The organism is Pedobacter sp. GW821-FHT01D05 (genome assembly GCF_059422505.1).
Window position 1 is genome coordinate 367,083 of the sequence record NZ_JBWKXA010000002.1, and the last position, 19,100, is coordinate 386,182.

Consider the following 19,100-nt stretch of genomic DNA (forward strand, 5'->3'; position numbering starts at 1 on the left):
AAATAAGATAAATTTGTAAACGCGTTCTTACACCCTTTTCGATAAAAGATGTCCAAAAAAATTTTAGTCTGGTTTAGAAATGATCTTCGCTTGCATGACAATGAAATGCTGGTCGAGGCGATTGCTAAGTCTGATTCGATTTTGCCTGTTTACATTCTCGATCGCCGTTCTTTTGGCGAAACAAAATACGGTACGTTAAAAACAGGTAATATTAGAGCGCAATTTATTTTAGAAAGTGTTTTAGGATTACGCAATTCTTTAAAACAGATTGGCGGTAACTTGCTTATCGCCGAAGGCAACCCTGAAGATATTATTCCTCAACTCGTTCAGGAATATGAGATTACTGAAGTTTACCATCACCGTGAAGTGGCACGCGAAGAAACGCATGTTTCAACTTTGGTAGAAAATGCACTTTGGAAATTACGCATCAACCTCAAACATTTTATCGGCCATACCTTATATAATAAGGAAGATTTGCCTTTTCCCATTAAAGATATTCCCGACGCTTTTAATCAGTTTAAAAAGAAAATTGAACGCGATTCGATTATCAAGCCCTGTTTTTCGGCACCCGATCGGATCAATGTAGCCGAAGTGATTGACTGGGGAACATTATCTTCATTAGAAGAGCTTAATCTGTTGCCACAGCAAAAAGACCAACGTTCTGATTTTGAATTTGTTGGTGGCGAGGCTGAGGGTTTAACTCATCTTCAAAAAGTGATTGTGGCTATGCAGCAAGCTGCAACAACCAAGAATTTAATTCTGGCATCGAAACTATCGGCATGGCTGGCCATGGGTAGTTTATCGCCACGAAAAGTATACTGGGAAATTAAAAAGATGGAGGGTGTGCCCAATACAAAAGCCATGTTCAACCATATTTTATTAGGCCTGCTTTGGAGAGATTATTTCCGTTTCATGTTCAAAAAATATGGCAATACTTTTTTTAGTCCGGATGGATTTGGCAGTCAGGGGTTGGTTGATATTGTGAATGAGCAAGACAATTTTAGTAAATGGAAGAATGCACAAACAGGTTTTGCCGTGGTAGATGCGGTGATGACGGAGTTAAATCAAACCGGTTTCATCTCGAATATCGCCAGACAAACCGCTGCCTTATATCTGATCAATAATTTAGAAGTAAGCTGGATTTTTGGCGCAGCCTATTTTGAAGAAAAACTGATTGATTATAACCCTGCAAGCAACTGGGGGAACTGGGCCAATGTAGCTGGTGTAGGTAACGATCAGAAATCAAAAAGTGTTTTCGATCTTGATAAAAATATCAAAAACCTCGACCCAAAAGGCAATTACTCCTTAACTTGGGCATCATAGTTGTAACGACTGAATGATTGGGTATTGAATGATGGAATTGAAATTTTATCGATTAATACAGGCGGTATTTTTGTCATTCGCTCATTCAATAATTTTCTCATTCAATAATTCTCATTTTAATCGAGATTTTTGCCATTTATATAAGGTAAAATTCTAATTTTGTAATGCTTATAGTAAATAGTTAATAATGGATAAATTATCTTATCTTAATGGCGCAAACGCCGAATATATAGAGTCTTTATATCAATCCTATCAACAAGATCCTGAGTCTGTTGAATTTGGTTGGCAGAAATTTTTTGAAGGTTTCGATTTTGGAAGAGGATCGGAAGCGCCTGCAGTAACAGCAGAGACTCCTGAACAATTTTTAAAAGAGGTTAATGTTTTAAATCTGATTGATGGCTATCGTAGCCGCGGTCACTTATTTACGCACACCAATCCGGTTCGCGAAAGGCGTAAACATTTACCAACATTAGATCTTGCAAATTTTGGATTATCGGATGCTGATTTAGAAACCGTTTTCAACTCGGGTGTTGAGATTGGCATTGGTGCGGCAAAATTGAAAGACATTGTAGCTTTTTTAAAACAAACATACGCAGGTTCTATCGGAGCCGAATTTAAGTTTTTACGTACACCTGAAGTGTTGAACTGGATTCAGCAAAAAATGGAAAGTGCACGTAATACCCCTAATTTCTCAATCGATGAGAAAAAACGCATTCTCCGGAAATTAAACGAAGCGGTAAGTTTCGAAAATTTCTTGGGTACAAAATTTTTGGGCCAAAAACGTTTCTCGTTAGAAGGCGCAGAAGCTTTAATCCCCGCTTTAGATTCAGTAATCGAAAAAGGTGCTGAATTAGGTATTGAAGAATTTGTAATTGGTATGGCCCACCGCGGTCGTTTAAACGTGTTGGCCAATATCATGCAAAAAACATATAAAGATATTTTTGCTGAGTTTGAAGGTAAAAGCTACAATCCAGATACGCCATTTGGCGGTGACGTAAAATACCACTTAGGTTATTCTACAGATGTAGCTACCGTTTCGGGCAAAAGTGTTCACTTAAGTTTATGTCCTAACCCATCACACTTAGAAACCGTTGATGGTGTGGTAGAAGGCATGAGCCGCTCGAAAATCGATTTCAAATATGGTGGCGATAACAGCCGTTTAGCACCAATTTTGATTCATGGTGATGCATCAGTTGCGGGCCAGGGGATTGTTTACGAAGTAATTCAGATGGCAGGCCTTGAAGGTTATAAAACTGGCGGAACCATTCACCTGGTAATTAATAACCAGATTGGTTTTACCACTAATTATAAAGATGCCCGTACCAGTACCTATTGTACCGATATTGCTAAAGTAACTTTATCTCCGGTTTTTCATGTAAATGGTGATGATCCTGAGGCTTTGGTTTATGCAATCAACCTCGCAATGGAATATCGTCAAAAATATAAAAACGATGTTTTTATTGATATTCTTTGCTACCGTCGTTTTGGACACAATGAATCTGATGAGCCTAAATTCACCCAGCCATTATTGTACAAAACAATCGAAAAACACCCTAATCCAAGGGAAATTTATATTGATCAGTTAACCAAAGAGGGTAAGTTAGAAGCAGGTTTGGCAAAAGAAATGGAAAAAGATTTCCGTGGCATTTTGCAGGAACGCTTAAACGAAGCTAAAGAATTTGTTGCAGGCAATGCCGAAGTTAAATTTGGTGGTGCATGGGCAGATTTGCGTATGGCTACACCTAAAGATTTCGAATCTTCTCCGGTTACTGCAGTTAAAAAATCTACTTTATTGGAAATTGGTAAGCGCATTACGGCTTTGCCATCTAATAAAAAGTTCTTCAAAAAAATCGAAAAACTATTTGCTGAACGTGGCAAAATGGTTAACGAAACCAATGTTTTCGACTGGGCAATGGGTGAGCAGTTGGCTTATGGTACTTTGTTGTCAGAAGGTAAACGCGTTCGTTTAAGCGGTCAGGATGTAGAAAGAGGAACGTTCTCTCACCGTCATGCGGTATTAACGCTTGAAGATAGTGAGGAAGAATATGTACCATTGGCGAATATTTCAGACCAACAAGCGGCTTTCGATATTTACAATTCACACTTATCAGAATATGGCGTTTTAGGTTTCGAATATGGTTATGCCATGGCAAATCCGAATGCTTTAACCATTTGGGAAGCACAATTTGGCGATTTCTTTAACGGTGCACAAATTGTTGTCGATCAGTATATTGCAAGTGCCGAAACCAAATGGCAACGCGAAAATGGTTTAGTAATGTTATTGCCCCATGGTTACGAAGGTCAGGGACCAGAGCACTCATCAGCACGTATAGAGCGTTTTATGGAGCTTTGTGCCGACTATAACATGCAGGTAACCAACTGTACTACTCCGGCAAACTTCTTCCACGTTTTACGCCGTCAGTTTAAACGCGATTTCCGTAAACCTTTAGTTGTATTTACACCTAAAAGTTTATTGCGCCACCCTGCTTGTGTTTCTAAATTAGAAGAATTTACCGAAGGTGGTTTTAAAGAAGTAATAGACGATGTAAATGTTAAAGTTGCAGATGTAACACGTATTGTTTTCTGTAGCGGTAAAATTTACTACGAGTTATTGGAGAAACAACAGGCTGATAAATTGAAACATGTAGCCTTGGTTCGTGTAGAGCAACTGTATCCAACTCCGGTTGATCAGATGGAAGCCATCCAGAAGAAATATAAAAATGCTAAAGAAGTTTTCTGGGTACAAGAAGAACCAGAGAACATGGGCGCATGGCCATATTTGTTCCGCAGGTTATACAAAACAGCTTTAAAAGGCATTGATGTAATTTCGAGAAGAGAAAGCAGCAGTACCGCAACAGGTTTTGCAAAACAACATGCTAATCAACAGGCTTATATTTTAGCAAAAGCTTTAGAGATTTCGGTAACGGATGATGTAAAGAATATCGCTAAAAAAGCAACAAAAAAATTAGTTCAGATAGATTAAATGAGGTTTAAGGCGTAAGGTTTGAGGTATAAGGTTAAGCAGCCTGAACATTTCAGCTTTACAACATTGAACCTTTAACAATAGAAAACATAACATTACAAAAATGAGTTTAGAGATAAAAGTTCCACCTGTTGGTGAGTCGATAACCGAAGTTGTTTTATCACGTTGGATAAAAAACGATGGCGATGTTGTTGAAATGGATGAAGTTATTGCCGAATTAGAATCGGATAAAGCAACATTCGAATTAACTGCAGAACAAGCTGGAACTTTAAAAACCATAGCGGCCGAAGGCGATACTTTAGCCATTGGTGCAGTAGTTTGTAAAATTGAAGATGGTGGTGCAGCTCCAGCGAAAGCTGATGCACCGAAAGCTGAAGAAAAGGCTGTTGTTGCTGAAGATAAAACTGCGGCTCCAGTTGCCGAAAAATCAGGCGAAAGTTATGCTACAGGAACTCCTTCTCCTGCTGCCGGTAAAATTCTTGCAGAAAAAGGAATCGATGCTGCTGCTGTAAAAGGTACCGGTGTAGATGGTCGTATTACTAAAGACGATGCTGTTAAAGCTGAGGCGGGTAAAAAAGCAGAAGCACCAAAAGCAAGTGCTCCGGTTGTAGCTGCTGCTCCTGCAGGTAGCCGTGGCGAACGTCGTGAGAAAATGTCTCCACTACGTAGAACCGTTGCAAAACGTTTAGTTGCTGTTAAAAATGAAACCGCAATGTTAACCACTTTTAACGAGGTTAATATGAAGCCAATTATGGATTTACGCGGAAAATATAAAGATCAGTTTAAAGAAAAATTTGGCGTTGGTTTAGGTTTCATGAGCTTTTTTACTAAAGCTGTTACCGAAGCTTTAAAAGATTTCCCTGCAGTTAATGGCCGTATTGAAGGTGAAGAATTGGTTTACAATGATTTTGCTGATATTTCGATTGCCGTTTCTGCACCAAAAGGTTTAGTGGTTCCGGTAATCCGTAATGCAGAGAGCATGACTTTAGCTCAGATTGAAAAATCGGTATTAGAATTGGCTTTAAAAGCACGTGATAGCAAATTAACCATCGAAGAAATGACTGGTGGAACATTCACCATTACTAACGGTGGTGTATTTGGTTCAATGATGTCGACCCCAATTATCAATGCGCCACAATCGGCTATTTTAGGTATGCACAACATTGTTGAGCGTCCGGTAGCAGAAAAAGGTGAAGTGGTAATCCGTCCGATGATGTATGTTGCTTTATCTTACGATCACAGAATTATTGATGGACGTGAGTCGGTTGGTTTCTTGGTTCGTGTGAAACAATTGTTAGAAGATCCGGCTAGATTATTATTAGGTATCTAAGCCCTAAATCCCCTAAAGGGACTTAAATATTTATAAAAAATCAAGATAAAGAGGTCAAGTTTTAATGGCAATGTGCTATAAAAACTTGACTTCTTTTTTATGCCTGAAAAATGAAATTAACGTTCAGCTTAAAATTTCTCTTTATTTTTCTCGCGATTCTCATCGTAGAAATCTTAATTGGCAAATACCTTCATGATGCTTTTATCAGGCCTTTTGGTGGAGATGTATTGGTTATTATCCTGATTTACGCATTCTTTAGGATTTTCCTTAAAACCAATAATAAGCAGTTAGCATTAGGTGTCTTAATTTTTTCTTTCGTAATCGAGTTCCTCCAAAAGGCAAATTATATTACCTGGTTTGGTTGGGAAAACAACAAATTAATGAGTACTGTATTGGGCACTTCTTTTAGTGTTTACGATCTGCTCGCTTATTTTGTAGGCTATTTGATCTGTTTGTACTTTAAGGATTGAGCTAAAGTACTTTTCTTATTTTGAAAGCGCTTTAATTGGTTTTAAATCCAATTGTTTAAATTCTACTTCACTCCCTTCTGCCTGCAAGGCAATCTGCCCGCTACTTGCTGTGCAATTTGTGCCATAATTTATCAGTGTGCCATTTACCCAAACTTTAACTTCGTTATTCAAACATTGAATCACCATGGTATTCCATTCGCCAAGCGGTTTTTCACTGCCGTCTGTTAAATTTTTAATCCGGCGGAGTTTATTTCCATTTACACCCCAGTTTTCTTGAGGGCCACGTCTGGTAACCATATCAGGCACTGTTATATCTTCTTCAATACACCAGAAATCGCCAGCATCTTTATGTTGCATCTGCACTTCCAGCGACTTCGGAAACATACCATACAGTGCCCTTGGTGTTGATGCGTGAACTAAAACGCCACAATTGCCTGGCTTACCGGCAAAGCGGTATTGTACGGTTAACTGGTAATTTTTATAAATTTTATCGGTTATTAAATGCCCGCCCGGTGTACCTAAACTTACCAGCATTCCGTTGCGTACAATAAATGGATTAACAGTATCTGGCTTTTTGTCCATGGCGGGTACATCTACATGCCAACCGTTTAGACTTTTTCCGTTAAAGAGGCTTTTTTGCGCAAATGTTGAACTGCTGATAATAACTAGTAGTAAAATGGCATAGTAAAGTTTCATGATATATTTGGTTTTTGTATACCAAATATATTTTAAAAAATTGGAATACTGTAGTGATGGTTGTCATCCTAAATGAAATGAAGGATCTTTCTTAAATGGGAACTATAGATCTCTCCATTTCGCTGTGCTTCAGTCGAGATGACGACTTTTCTATTAATGTCCTTCGCGTTGTTCTATGATTGCAATTTCAATAATTCTTGGTAAGCATCTCCTTTAAGTTTTAATAATTTTGCGAAGGCAGGTTCAGTTTTATAACCTTGTTTTTTGAGATCAATAATGTCTTGCCTAAATTTTTCGCCCCTGGCTAAGAGTAATCTGTGTTCAATCAGCATATGCCGATATGCATTTTGTTGTGTGGTAGGCGTATTTTGGCCGAATATTTCTATTTCGAAACCATCGATGATAAAATTAGCTTTAATCGCTTCGAATGTAGGGTTTTCATGAATTGCGAAGTCTTTTTCAGATCCAAACAGTGCATTTAATTTGTCGATAAATTCATTTTTATCAGCAACTTCGCAGATAATATCCAAATCGCTGTTTTCGATATCGATATTGATTGGGATGGTACCAACAAGTATTGGATGGTAAGGGGTAAGCTTTTCTAGGACTCGATTATCTGTTAAAGTATGATAAGCTTTTACTTGTTTTTCATTGCCAGATTGGAGATAAGATATATTGAGGAAGTTGATCACTTGTTGTGGGCTATAAGTTTTAACCTTTGTTTCTTGAAGTGCCCAAAGTTACTAAACCCGATAGCATGAATGCCAATGTGTTATAATTCTGCCCTCATTTTTTATGAAGAAACTGAAGCAAAGCACAAGCTGCATTGGCAGAAAGGATAGCGGGAACGAATTTAAATATCTGCTTCTGTACCTGCTTTCCAAAACCTTATTGCTGTTGGCATTTGTGAGTCCTGCAATAAAGATTGCTTCGTCGGCTGAAAAAGCCTCCTCGCAATGAAGATTCTATAAAAAAAGCCCATTTCAATTAAGAAATGGGCTTGTATATTTCAAACGTTTAAGATGCTGAATCAAGTTCAGCATGACGAGACGCAAAATTTAATCTTCTACAATCTCACTGTTAATGCTCACATCGTCCTTTACATCTTCTTTAAAGTAGTTTTTCTGGAAGATGAGGATCAGTATCACGCCAACTGAAATGGCAGCGTCAGCAAGGTTAAAAACAGGTCTAAAGAAAACAAACTCTTCGCCTCCCCAAATTGGTACCCAGCTAGGGAAGTGGCCTTCTGCAATCGGGAAGTAGAACATATCTACCACGCGACCGTGAAACCAGCTTTCGTAGCCATAAATCTTTCCGTAAAATACAGAATCAATAATGTTTCCCAGTGCACCTGAAAAAATCAGCGCAACATTTAGAATTAAACCGCGGTGATATTTATGTTTAATTAGGTAATGTAAGCCATAACCAATTCCAGCAACAGCGGCAATACGGAAAAGTGATAAGGCTAATTTGCCAAATTCACCGCCAAACTCCATCCCAAAGGCCATCCCATTATTTTCGGTAAAATGGATGATAAACCATTTGCCAATAATATGGAATTCCTGGCCAAGGTACATGTGTGTTTTAACCCACGTTTTCACCAGCTGATCGGCCAGTAAAACTAAAAAGATAACAATTAAAGGTTTTGTATAGCCTTTCATTAACTCTGCTTTAATTTAGCTTCCATGCTTAAAGTTGCATGAGGAACGGCGCGTAAACGTTCTTTTTGGATTAATTTTCCGGTTTCACGGCAAATACCATAAGTTTTGTTCTCGATACGCACTAATGCATTCTCCAGGTTGTCTATAAATTTTTTCTGACGGGCAGCCAATTGATTGATCTGCTCTTTTTCCATTGTTGCAGAACCGTCTTCTAATGTTTTGTATGCACCTGAAGTATCTTCTGTTCCGTTTGCGTTTGGATTACTCAAAGAAGTGGTTAAAGAGTTAAGTTCCTCTTTCGCCATGCGTAATTTATCTTGAATTAATTCTTTAAATTCTTGTAATTCACTGTCTGAGTAGCGTGTTTTGTTGCTGTTTTCCATGTTCTTTTTCTAATTTTCTAATATATGGATTTATATTTTAGTTACTGAAATGCTTAACTCAACATCGTCGATAACGATTTTGTTTGCATTATTTACAGTACCTGTTAATTCAAATTCATCGGCCAATATTTCTGCGCAAATGTAATCCTTGTTTTTAGCAACTGCGCTGGCTACCAAGTTATCATTTTGTAACGAAACTTTAATCCTATCTGTTACTTCAAAGTTTAATTCTTTTCGCAAATTCTGGATACGGTTAACCAGCTCGCGCGAAATACCTTCTTGTTTCAGCTCTTCTGAGATGGTAACGTCCAAAGCCACAGTTAAACTGCCCAGGTTGGTTACCTGCCATCCCGGAATATCTTCTGCAAAAACTTCCACATCATCATTTAAATTGATGGTAAATTCTTCTCCGTTGCTTCCAACTACGATAATGAAACCATCGTTTTCTAAACGTTGGATATCATCTTGATTCGAATTTTCTAAAGCCTCTTTAACCAGGCTCATATCTTTTCCAACTTTTTTACCTAACGATTTGAAGTTCGGTTTCAGCTTTTTCTTCACGATACCATGTGTATCGGTAATGAATTCGATATGTTTTACATTCGTTTCAGAAAGGATATAATCTGCAACCTTTGATATTTTTTGTTCGAAATCGCCACTTAAAGATGGAATTAAGATTTTCTCAAGTGGTTGACGCACATTAATGCCCGATTTTTTACGCAATGATAAAACCATCGATGAAATATCCTGGGCATAAACCATACGCTCGTTCAAATCGGTATCAATCAAACTTTGATCAGCTTCTTTCCATAAAGTTAAATGTACCGACTGCTCTGCATGGGCATCAGTTACAGTTAAGTTTCTGTATAACCAATCGGCAAAGAAAGGCGCAACAGGACTCATCAACTGTGCCAAGGTTTCTAAACAGGTATATAATGTTTCGTAAGCCGCACGTTTATCATCGGTCATTTCGCCTTTCCAGAAACGGCGGCGACTTAATCTGATGTACCAGTTACTCAAATGTTCATCAACAAAAGCCTGAATAGCGCGGGTAGCTTTCGTTGGTTCGTAAGTGTTGTAACTTTCATCAACTTCGTTAATTAAGGTTTGCAATAACGATAAAATCCAACGGTCTAATTCCGTTCTGTCTTCAACTTTGCTCAGGTTGTTTTTGTCGATCTCGAATTTATCGATATTGGCATACAGGGCAAAAAAAGCATAGGTATTGTAAAGCGTTCCGAAGAATTTACGGCGCACTTCAGCAATTCCGTCAATGTCAAATTTTAGGTTATCCCAAGGATTTGCATTAGAAATCATGTACCAACGCGTTGCATCAGCACCATACTCGTTAATGGTTTGGAATGGATCAGCGGCATTGCCCAAACGTTTAGACATTTTTTGTCCGTTTTTGTCTAGTACAAGTCCATTGGAAACCACATTCTTGTACGCTACTTTATCGAAAACCAACGTAGAGATCGCATGTAGTGTATAAAACCAGCCACGCGTTTGGTCTACACCTTCGGCAATAAAATCTGCAGGGAAATCTTCATTTCCATCAATTGTTTCTTTGTTTTCAAAAGGGTAGTGCCACTGCGCATAAGGCATAGCACCAGAGTCGAACCAAACATCAATTAAATCACTTTCGCGGCTCATTGGTTTGCCTGATGGAGATACCAAAATAATTTTGTCGACCACATTTTTATGTAAGTCGATCAAATCATAGTTCTCTTCAGACATGTTTCCGATTTCGAATCCCTTAAAAGGATTTTCTTTCTGTAACCCGGCCGCTATCGATTTTTCGATGGCATTGTAAAGTTCTTCAACAGAGCCAATTAATACTTCTTCTTTTTTATCTTCAGTTCTCCAGATGGGCAAAGGAATTCCCCAATATCTCGAGCGTGACAAATTCCAGTCGTTAGCGTTTTTTAGCCAGTTTCCAAAACGACCCTCGCCAGTCGATTTTGGTTTCCAGTTAATGGTTTCATTAAGGTCGAACATTCTGTCTTTAACATCTGTAACTTTAATAAACCATGAATCTAGAGGATAATATAAAAGTGGCTCATCAGTTCTCCAGCTGTGTGGGTAACTGTGAACATATTTTTCTACTTTAAAAGCTTTGTTCTCTTCTTTTAATAAAATAGCAATTTCTACATCAACCGATTTTTCAGGTGCTTCGCCAGCATTGTAATATTCGTTCTTTACATATTTGCCTGCAAAAGGGCCAACATGTTTGGTGAATTTTCCCTGTAAATCTACTAATGGAACGGGGGTATCATTCTCGTCTAATACCAACATTGGTGGTACTTCCGGAATGGCTTCTTTAGCTACTTTAGCATCATCCGCACCAAAAGTAGGGGCAGTATGAACAATACCGGTACCATCTTCTGTAGTTACGAAATCTCCAGAGATTACTCTAAATGCATTTTCAGGATTTTGGTATGGCAATGCATAAGTTAATAGTTGTTCATATCTAATTCCAACCAACTCACTTCCTTTGCACTCGGCAAGTATTTGATAGGGGATTTTTTTATCGCCAGCTTTAAAATTTGTAAAATCTTCAGCTTCATTGCTTTCAAAGAAAATTTTACTGAATTGTTTGCCAACCAGATTTTTTGCCAAAATTACATTTGTTGGCAAAAAGGTATATTGGTTAAACGTTTTGATTAAAACATAGTCGATTTTTGGTCCAACTGTTAAAGCAGTGTTTGATGGTAAAGTCCATGGAGTAGTGGTCCACGCCATCAGGTAAATATCTCCAAATGCTTGTAAAAACGAAGGTAACGTATCCGCTATTGCTTTAAATTGAGCAACAATCGTTGTGTCTGTAACATCCCGGTAAGCGCCAGGCTGATTTACCTCATGCGAACTCAATCCTGTTCCGGCTTTTGGAGAATAAGGTTGGATTGTATAACCTTTGTAGATTAATCCTTTATCGTAAATCTGCTTCAAAAGCCACCACACCGATTCCATGTATTTCGACTTATAGGTAATGTATGGATCATCCATATCTACCCAATAGCCCATTTTTTCGGTCAAGTCGTTCCACACATCAGTGTAGCGCATTACTGTTTTTTTACAAGCTTCGTTATAGTCTTCAATAGAAATAGTTTTACCAATATCCTCTTTAGTAATTCCTAATTCCTTTTCAGTTCCAAGTTCAACAGGTAGGCCATGCGTATCCCAGCCAGCTTTTCTTTTCACCTGGTAACCCTTAATTGTTTTATAGCGGCAAAAAATATCCTTAATTGCACGGGCCATTACGTGGTGGATTCCCGGCATGCCATTGGCAGACGGTGGGCCTTCGTAAAAAGTAAACGGATTAGATTTCGGGCGGGAAGAAATACTTTTTTCAAAGATATTTTCCTTTTTCCAAAAATCCAGTATTTCTTGCCCTATTTTGGCAAGTTCCAATTGTTTAAATTCGCTATACATCAATCAAGTACCTCAAAAAATTAAAGGTTGCAAAGTTAACAGAATTGACTGAATTTTGGTAGTTTTGATGTAAATACTTTTAACGTGAAATTATTTAATATCGGGCTTACACTGATGATTGTTGCCGTAATTGCCTTGCCAATTGTTGCGGTAATAAACCCCTCAGACCGGGATTTTGTACTTTATGCTTTTTATTTCTGCGGCTTGCTCGAACTAATTGGGCTTATTTTTGTTTTAATCCATATTGTAACACTAAAAAGAAAGAACCCATGATTAAGCTCTTAAAATTGCAAAAAGCCGTTTTCATCCTCATAGCTGGCATACTTTCTTTTATCGCTTATAAAATTTTGGATGCAAATGAGGTAAAAGGAAGTATCTATTTACAGATGCTGGCAGGGGTGCTGGTTATTATTGGTGCGCTGTGGCTGTTATATCCCATTTTATTTGCCAAAAAGGATAATGATGGTAATGCCGAAATCATTACCGATCCAACGGTCGAAGTTCCGGTAGATGAAGAGGATCAAAAGCCTGCATCCGAATAAACCTTACCCTCATAGCCTTTGGGTTTAAACCCAAAGCCATGAAAAAAATAAAATCCACGTAGGGGTAAATCTATTGTGAATTGTATTAGCTCTAAATAACAAATAGAGATAACTATGATTCCTGCATTAATTATTTGGCTCTGCAAGAAATATTTTGCTCCCAAAACCTATAAAACATTCTCTTCCAAAAACCCAGTCCATCCAAAAAGTGTTGCTTCGCTGCTCTTTTTTATCTGTTCATTTTCATCGGCTTTTGCACAGCAAAGTAAATTTAACATCAAGCGTAATGGCGAAGTAATCGGCCAGATGTATTTCCAGCAGAAAGACGATGGCGATAATGTTTATCTCAAAATAACTTCGAAAGTACAAACCCGTTTCGTTTTCAATATTGATGTGGAAACAGAAGATGTAGCACATTTTAAAAATGGCAAACTCCTTAGCTCAAATGTAAATCGGGTTGTAAATGGCAATGCAAAAGAGGCTAAGAAAACAAGTTGGGTAAATAATGTTTATCAGCTTAAAACAGGCGATAAAATCAGTACAATAAATCAGCCCATCAGTTATAATATGATGCTCTTGTATACCAAAGAGCCTGTTAATATCCCCGAAATTTACTCTGATAACTTTCAGTGTTTTATTCCCGTTCAGAAAAACGGGGCACATCAGTACCGGATCAATCTTCCCGATGGGAATTATAACGACTACCATTTCGAAAACGGAATATGTAAACTGGTAGTTGTCAATCACTCCTTGTACACCATCAGAATGGAAAGGGTTTAATATGGAAACAGTTGCAAATAAATACCTGAGGGTTTTGGTTACGGGTGCATCAGGTTTTATCGGCCGGAAGTTAAGCTTTACCCTTGCAGAAATGGGCTACGATGTAGTGGCACTTTGCAGAAATGTTAAGCATCCCTTTCTTATTCAGCACCGAAATATCCAGTTTGTAAAAGGCGATGTTTTGGATCCTGAAAGTTTAGAAAACGCAATGAAAGATTGTTATCAGGTTTACCATACTGCAGCCATGGCCAAAATGTGGTGCCGGAATGAGCAGGATTTTTACGATGTGAATGTAATCGGGACAAGAAATGTGCTCAGCTGTGCATTAAAATTGGGTGTAGAAAAAGTTGTACATACCTCAACTTGCGGGGTGTGGGGACCAACATTAAATCTGCCGGTTTCAGAAAACGACCCAAGGGCAGTCGGCTTCCCGATCAGCTATGAACGCACAAAATACCTCGCTGAATTAGAGGTGAAAGAATTTGTAAAAAAGGGATTGGAAGTGGTAATAGTAAACCCATCAAGAGTATATGGCGATGGGCCAATTACGGATAGTAATACGGTGAGTAAAATGGTTACAGGTTATATAAAGGGCACATGGCATTTTATTCCTGGCGATGGAAACGCAATTGCCAACTATGCTTTTGTAGATGATGTGGTAGATGGGCATATTGCAGCCATGCAGAATGGGAGGAATGGCGAACGGTATATTTTGGGCGGTGTTGATGTTTCTTTTAACGGTTTTTTCGGCACTTTAAGGCAGATCACAGGTGAAAAAAGAAGTTTGTATAAAATTCCGGTCGGCATTATTAAAGCTTACAGTTTGCTGGAGTCTTTGAAATCGAAACTTTTTAACCTCACCCCATTTTTTCTGCCAGAGTTTGCCGATAGGTTGAAATGTAATCAGCAATATTCGAGCAATAAAGCCATTGCCGAACTAAATTATCGCATAACGCCTTTTGCAATAGGTTTAGGTAAAACCATTAGTCACTTTAAATCTAATTAAATGCATTAACCACAGATAAAGAGGATGCACACAGATAGGATTTTGAGGCTTTGCACCCAAATCCGTGTTCATCTGTGTAAATCTGTGGCTAAAAACAACTAATACATGAAAGAACTAAGCGTATTAATTACAGGAGCAAGTGAAGGTTTGGGGAAATCTTTCGCTATCGAATCAGCCAAACGTGGTTTAGGTTTGGTATTGGTTTCGCTATCTAATAGTGGACTGGAACATTTAGCAAACTACCTGCGTGTAAACTTTAACAGTAAGGTATTCTGTATCGAAATAGATTTGACCAAAAAAACCTCCGCATGCGAAATTTTCGAAAAATTAATGACGAATAAGATCGAGGTAAATGTTTTGATCAATAATGCTGGTTTAGGGAACTGGAGTTGGTTTGAAGATAAAAATGTCGATTTTTACAGAACACAGATCGAGCTCAACATTACCAATACGGTTTTGCTTACGCGGTTATTTTTAAACCATATCGATAAAAGTAAGGCCAGCTATATTTTAAATGTTGGCAGTTTGGGCGGACATTTTATCGTTCCAAAAAAACAGGTTTATGGGGCAACCAAATCTTTTATCGGTTATTTTACCCGTTGTTTGCAGCTCGAATTGAACGGTACAAATGTGCATATTAGTTTACTTAGTCCTGGCGGTATTAATACCAAACCGGAATTATTGGTAATGAATAATGAGTTAAAAGGTTTCGCCAAGGCCACCATCTTAGAGGCCGATTATGTTGCCAAAACAGCAATGGACGGGATGTTGAAAGGGAAAAAAGAAATTATACCTGGTTTAGCTAACCGTTTTTTGGTGATGTTAGATAAAATTATACCAGGCTTTTTAAAAGAAATTATAATTAGGCGTAAATTGAAATCAATTTTAACAACATAGAGTTAATCATAACTACAGATAAAAAGGATAGACACAGCGTTTTGTCTAAAAAAAATGTTGGCTTAAACAAAGCGTTGGTCAGTCTCAGCGTAGTCGAAGACGCTTTCGCTGAGTTATGTAATGACTAATCTGCATCCGTGTTTATCAGTGTCCATCTGTGGTTAATAAAATAGAAACATCATTAACGGGCTTGGAAAGTAACGACACCAATCTTATCGGATTAATTAAAAGCGGTAATAAACAGGCTTTCGACGAAGTGTTTTTAAAACATTTCAAAAGCCTGCATGCCTATGCTTTTGCGATAATTAAAGAAAAAGATGATGCCGAAGAAATTGTTCAGAATGTGTTTGTACGCATCTGGACGAAAAGGGAGCAACTTAAAACAGATGGGTTTTTAAAACCATTTCTTTATCGGTCAGTGCACAACGAAAGTTTAAACTATTTGAAACATCAAAAAGTGAGATCGAATTTTAACGTTCATTATGCTGAGGCTGTAAAAAACGATGCCGGAAACTTAAATACAGAAATCATGGCAACAGAACTGCAAAGGAATATTCATTCGGCAATAAATGAACTGCCCGAAAAATGCAGAAATATATTTCAGTTGAGCAGGTTCGACCAGATGAAATATCAGGAAATTGCCGATACCCTGAATATTTCTATCAAAACCGTAGAAAACCAAATGGGGAAGGCCTTAAAGATTTTGCGCCTTAGGGTAGTAGATTTTTTGGTCCTCATTTTTATCTTATTGAAATAAGCTTATGGATAAAAACTATACACATATTAACGATGATTTGCTAGTAAAATACTTGCTTGGGGAAGCTACTGCGCCCGAAAGCGAGCGGGTTGAAGCATGGGCAGCATCAAATCCCGATCACTTGAAACAGCTAGAAGATTTTAGGATGATACTAGAGAAAAGCAAAGTGCAGATTGATCCCGAAATTGACGAGCGTCAGGCTTTAGATCGGTTAAATGCCCGTTTAGAAACCGAAAAAAAAACGATCAGCTATACATTTATTTTACGATGGGTAGCTGTGGTATTTATATTTTTTAGTGCCGGCTTATTTTTCTACAATAATTTAATCGGCAATAAAATAAATGTTAATAGTGGCGAAAATACTTTAACGCAGGTATTGCCTGACGGATCTACCGCTATACTGAATAAACAATCTGAACTTTCTTTCGTGGGAGGATTTTTTAATAAAACCCGCGATGTTAAACTAAAGGGCGAAGCTTTTTTTAAAGTTAGCGCCGATAGGTCGAAACCATTTATCATTAGTGTTAATGATGTTCAGGTAACTGTTGTAGGCACTGCATTTAATGTGAAAAGCGATGGGAAAGCTGTTGTGGTAATTGTAGAAAGTGGAATCGTTAAGGTGAACAATCGAAATGATAGTGTGCGTTTAACTGCTGGAGAGAAAGTAGAAGTAAGTCAAAATCAGCGGCATTTATCTAAAGGAGAAAATCAGGGCAAATTGTATAATTATTATTATTCGAATGAATTGGTTTGTGATGGCACACCGCTTAACGAATTAGTTGCCGTACTTAATCAAAAGTTTAAATCCAATATTGTTATTGTAAATCCTGCATTAAAGGCGCTTCCAATTAGTACAATCTTTAAAAACGAATCGCTTAAAGAAACCTTGAATGTGATTGCTGAAACTTTTAAAATAAAAGTGGAGTATGGGCAGGGGATAATTAAACTTAAATAAAAACCAATGCGTACGCTCACGATAACTGTTATTTTTTTTCTTTTTTTTAGTCGCTCAATAAAAGCACAATCGAATTTATCCAGAAATATCTCACTCAATATCGAGCAGCAAAAACTAAGTTCAGTATTGGCGATGATAGAAGAGAAGGGTGGATTCAGGTTTTCTTACAACAGCAATATATTGCCGGTTGACAGTTTGATCAGTATCCACGAAAACAACCTGAATATTGCCGAAACACTGGATAAAATATTAAATCATAGGTTCGAATACCGCCAATCAGGTAATTTTGTGATTATCAGGTATGCACCGCTCGAACTGATTTTGTTGATTAACGAATCGGTCGGTACCCCTGAGCTATATACCATTACGGGTCAGGTGGTAGATAAACAGACCAATAAACCAATCCAGGATGCCAGTATTTACGAACGAAACTTGTTGGTTTCTGAAATATCGGATGGGAACGGTTATTTTTCGATGCGGTTAAAAAATATTACGCAGCCTATATCGTTAACGGTAAGTAAAGAAAATTATAAGTCTACCGTTACCCATTTTCTGGCAGAGGTGAATATTACCAATAGAAAAGAAAATCCAGGCGAAAGGTTTATCAGTGGCAATTTGGGCGATGTAGAAAATACCTGGCTTGGTAATGCTTTGGTTACTGCACAACAAAAAATCCAATCGATCAATATCGGTGGTTTTATTTCAAAAGCTCCGTTTCAATTTTCGCTTATTCCAGGTTTAAATTCTCATGGCTCATTGAGCGGTCAGGTGGTGAATAAATTTTCGCTTAATGTTATTGGCGCTTATAGTGCAGGGGTAGATGGAGGAGAAATTGGTTTTGTTTTTAATATTAACAAAAGTAATGTGCAGTATTTTCAGTTTGCCGGAGGTTTCAATCTGGTTGGTGGAAATGTTCGCGGAGTGCAGATTGCTGGTTTTTTTAATGATGTAATCGGCGATGTTCGTGCGGCCCAGGTTGCCTTGGCTTATAACCGGGTAGGTAAGAGTTTCGAGGGTTTTCAAGTAGGTGGAATTTATAATCATGTTAATCAAGATGTGAAAGGTATTCAACTTTCATTAGGACTTAATACAATAGGTGGAACCTTAAAGGGTTGGCAAACAGGTGCGTTAAATCTGGTTAATAAAGAGACGAAGGGTGTTCAGATTGGAATTGGTGGTAACATAGTAGCTGGTAGAACAAGCGGAATACAGGTGGGAGGGATTGCCAATATCAACAAAGAAAGCAGTGGGATAAATCTGGCGGTGCTTACCAATTTTACCGGACAAACGGCTAGTGGATTGCAGATTGGCGCAATTAATTATGCCAAAAACCTAAAAGGCGCCCAAATTGGGATATTAAATGTTTCAAATGAAAATGATGGCTATTCAATCGGGCTGATCAATATTGCATTAAAAGGTTATCATAAATTTAGTTTCAGCATCAATGAAAGCACTAATTTTAATGTGGCTTATAAAGGTGGCAGCAAACGTTTATACAATATGTTAATGTTTGGCACGAACAAAAAATCAGCTGAAAAAATATATACCGGTGGACTGGGTTTTGGAAAGGAAATGAAATTGTTTAAAAGCGTTTCTCTAAATCCTGAAATAAGTAGCCAATATGTATATCAAGGGAGCTGGGATTACCTCAACCTGCTGAACAAATTTGAGCTGCCAATAAATATCAGGATAAATAAATGGCTGGCCATACAGGGCGGTCCATCGGTTAATGTGTATTATACCGAACAAAACACCAAAATTGGTGAATTTGGATTGTTGCAGGAAAAACATAAAGATTTCTCTTTTAATAATTCGAGATATACAGGTTGGTTAGGTTGGAATGTGGGCTTGGTGATTTTATAAAAATAGCCTTGAGTTTAAACCC

The 19,100-nt window shown here is 37.9% G+C and carries 17 protein-coding genes; 12 read left to right on the top strand and 5 right to left on the bottom strand.

The features are described from left to right. Positions 1-48: 48 nt before the first annotated feature. From AC07VK_RS09675 to AC07VK_RS09690, 4 genes are all read left to right on the top strand, one after another. The gene (locus tag AC07VK_RS09675; RefSeq protein WP_492954163.1) at positions 49-1,323 is read left to right on the top strand and encodes a DASH family cryptochrome; all 1,275 of its coding nucleotides are present in this window, start codon (positions 49-51) and stop codon (positions 1,321-1,323) included. 187 nt (positions 1,324-1,510) lie between these two features. Continuing rightward, positions 1,511-4,306, top strand: a complete 2,796-nt coding sequence (locus AC07VK_RS09680; protein ID WP_492954162.1) for a 2-oxoglutarate dehydrogenase E1 component — start codon at positions 1,511-1,513, stop codon at positions 4,304-4,306. A gap of 103 nt (positions 4,307-4,409) precedes the next feature. Then, positions 4,410-5,636: a 2-oxoglutarate dehydrogenase complex dihydrolipoyllysine-residue succinyltransferase gene (gene odhB, locus AC07VK_RS09685; protein WP_492954161.1), complete on the top strand. Its 1,227-nt coding sequence runs from the start codon at positions 4,410-4,412 to the stop codon at positions 5,634-5,636. A gap of 110 nt (positions 5,637-5,746) precedes the next feature. After that, positions 5,747-6,106 carry a ribosomal maturation YjgA family protein gene (locus AC07VK_RS09690; protein ID WP_492960116.1) on the top strand — a complete coding sequence of 120 codons (360 nt, stop codon included), beginning with the start codon at positions 5,747-5,749 and terminating at the stop codon, positions 6,104-6,106. 15 nt (positions 6,107-6,121) lie between these two features. On the opposite strand, the gene AC07VK_RS09695 is transcribed toward AC07VK_RS09690, so the two are convergent. The 5 genes from AC07VK_RS09695 to ileS form a co-directional block, all read right to left on the bottom strand. Further along, on the bottom strand, positions 6,122-6,802 hold the full coding sequence (locus AC07VK_RS09695; RefSeq protein ID WP_492960118.1) for a 3-keto-disaccharide hydrolase: 681 nt from the start codon (positions 6,800-6,802) through the stop codon (positions 6,122-6,124). 173 nt (positions 6,803-6,975) lie between these two features. Next, on the bottom strand, positions 6,976-7,494 hold the full coding sequence (locus AC07VK_RS09700) for a DUF4269 domain-containing protein (RefSeq protein ID WP_492960120.1): 519 nt from the start codon (positions 7,492-7,494) through the stop codon (positions 6,976-6,978). A 366-nt stretch (positions 7,495-7,860) separates the two neighbouring features. Further along, the gene (locus AC07VK_RS09705) at positions 7,861-8,463 is read right to left on the bottom strand and encodes a lipoprotein signal peptidase (RefSeq protein WP_426326253.1); all 603 of its coding nucleotides are present in this window, start codon (positions 8,461-8,463) and stop codon (positions 7,861-7,863) included. Further along, on the bottom strand, positions 8,463-8,846 hold the full coding sequence (locus tag AC07VK_RS09710; protein WP_025144123.1) for a TraR/DksA family transcriptional regulator: 384 nt from the start codon (positions 8,844-8,846) through the stop codon (positions 8,463-8,465). The genes AC07VK_RS09705 and AC07VK_RS09710 overlap by 1 nt, the downstream gene beginning before the upstream one ends. A 30-nt stretch (positions 8,847-8,876) precedes the next feature. Further along, positions 8,877-12,278 carry an isoleucine--tRNA ligase gene (ileS, locus tag AC07VK_RS09715; RefSeq protein WP_492954157.1) on the bottom strand — a complete coding sequence of 1,134 codons (3,402 nt, stop codon included), beginning with the start codon at positions 12,276-12,278 and terminating at the stop codon, positions 8,877-8,879. A gap of 84 nt (positions 12,279-12,362) precedes the next feature. Here ileS and AC07VK_RS09720 point away from each other — a divergent pair, with 84 nt between their 5' ends. From AC07VK_RS09720 to AC07VK_RS09755, 8 genes are all read left to right on the top strand, one after another. Next, complete coding sequence (locus AC07VK_RS09720) at positions 12,363-12,551, top strand: hypothetical protein (protein WP_131031924.1); 189 nt, start codon at positions 12,363-12,365, stop codon at positions 12,549-12,551. Further along, positions 12,548-12,820, top strand: a complete 273-nt coding sequence (locus AC07VK_RS09725) for an isoleucyl-tRNA synthetase (protein ID WP_492954156.1) — start codon at positions 12,548-12,550, stop codon at positions 12,818-12,820. The genes AC07VK_RS09720 and AC07VK_RS09725 overlap by 4 nt, the downstream gene beginning before the upstream one ends. 114 nt (positions 12,821-12,934) lie before the next feature. Further along, positions 12,935-13,600, top strand: a complete 666-nt coding sequence (locus AC07VK_RS09730; RefSeq protein WP_492960122.1) for a DUF6134 family protein — start codon at positions 12,935-12,937, stop codon at positions 13,598-13,600. Position 13,601: 1 nt separating this feature from the next. Further along, complete coding sequence (locus AC07VK_RS09735; RefSeq protein WP_492954154.1) at positions 13,602-14,606, top strand: SDR family NAD(P)-dependent oxidoreductase; 1,005 nt, start codon at positions 13,602-13,604, stop codon at positions 14,604-14,606. A 105-nt stretch (positions 14,607-14,711) separates the two neighbouring features. Beyond that, positions 14,712-15,503 carry an SDR family NAD(P)-dependent oxidoreductase gene (locus tag AC07VK_RS09740; protein WP_492960124.1) on the top strand — a complete coding sequence of 264 codons (792 nt, stop codon included), beginning with the start codon at positions 14,712-14,714 and terminating at the stop codon, positions 15,501-15,503. 157 nt (positions 15,504-15,660) lie between these two features. Further along, positions 15,661-16,260, top strand: coding sequence for an RNA polymerase sigma-70 factor (locus AC07VK_RS09745; protein ID WP_494939799.1), 600 nt, complete (start codon positions 15,661-15,663; stop codon positions 16,258-16,260). A gap of 4 nt (positions 16,261-16,264) precedes the next feature. Further along, positions 16,265-17,215, top strand: coding sequence for a FecR domain-containing protein (locus tag AC07VK_RS09750; protein WP_492960128.1), 951 nt, complete (start codon positions 16,265-16,267; stop codon positions 17,213-17,215). A gap of 6 nt (positions 17,216-17,221) precedes the next feature. Beyond that, the gene (locus AC07VK_RS09755) at positions 17,222-19,078 is read left to right on the top strand and encodes an STN and carboxypeptidase regulatory-like domain-containing protein (protein WP_492960130.1); all 1,857 of its coding nucleotides are present in this window, start codon (positions 17,222-17,224) and stop codon (positions 19,076-19,078) included. The last annotated feature ends 22 nt before the right edge of the window (positions 19,079-19,100 follow it).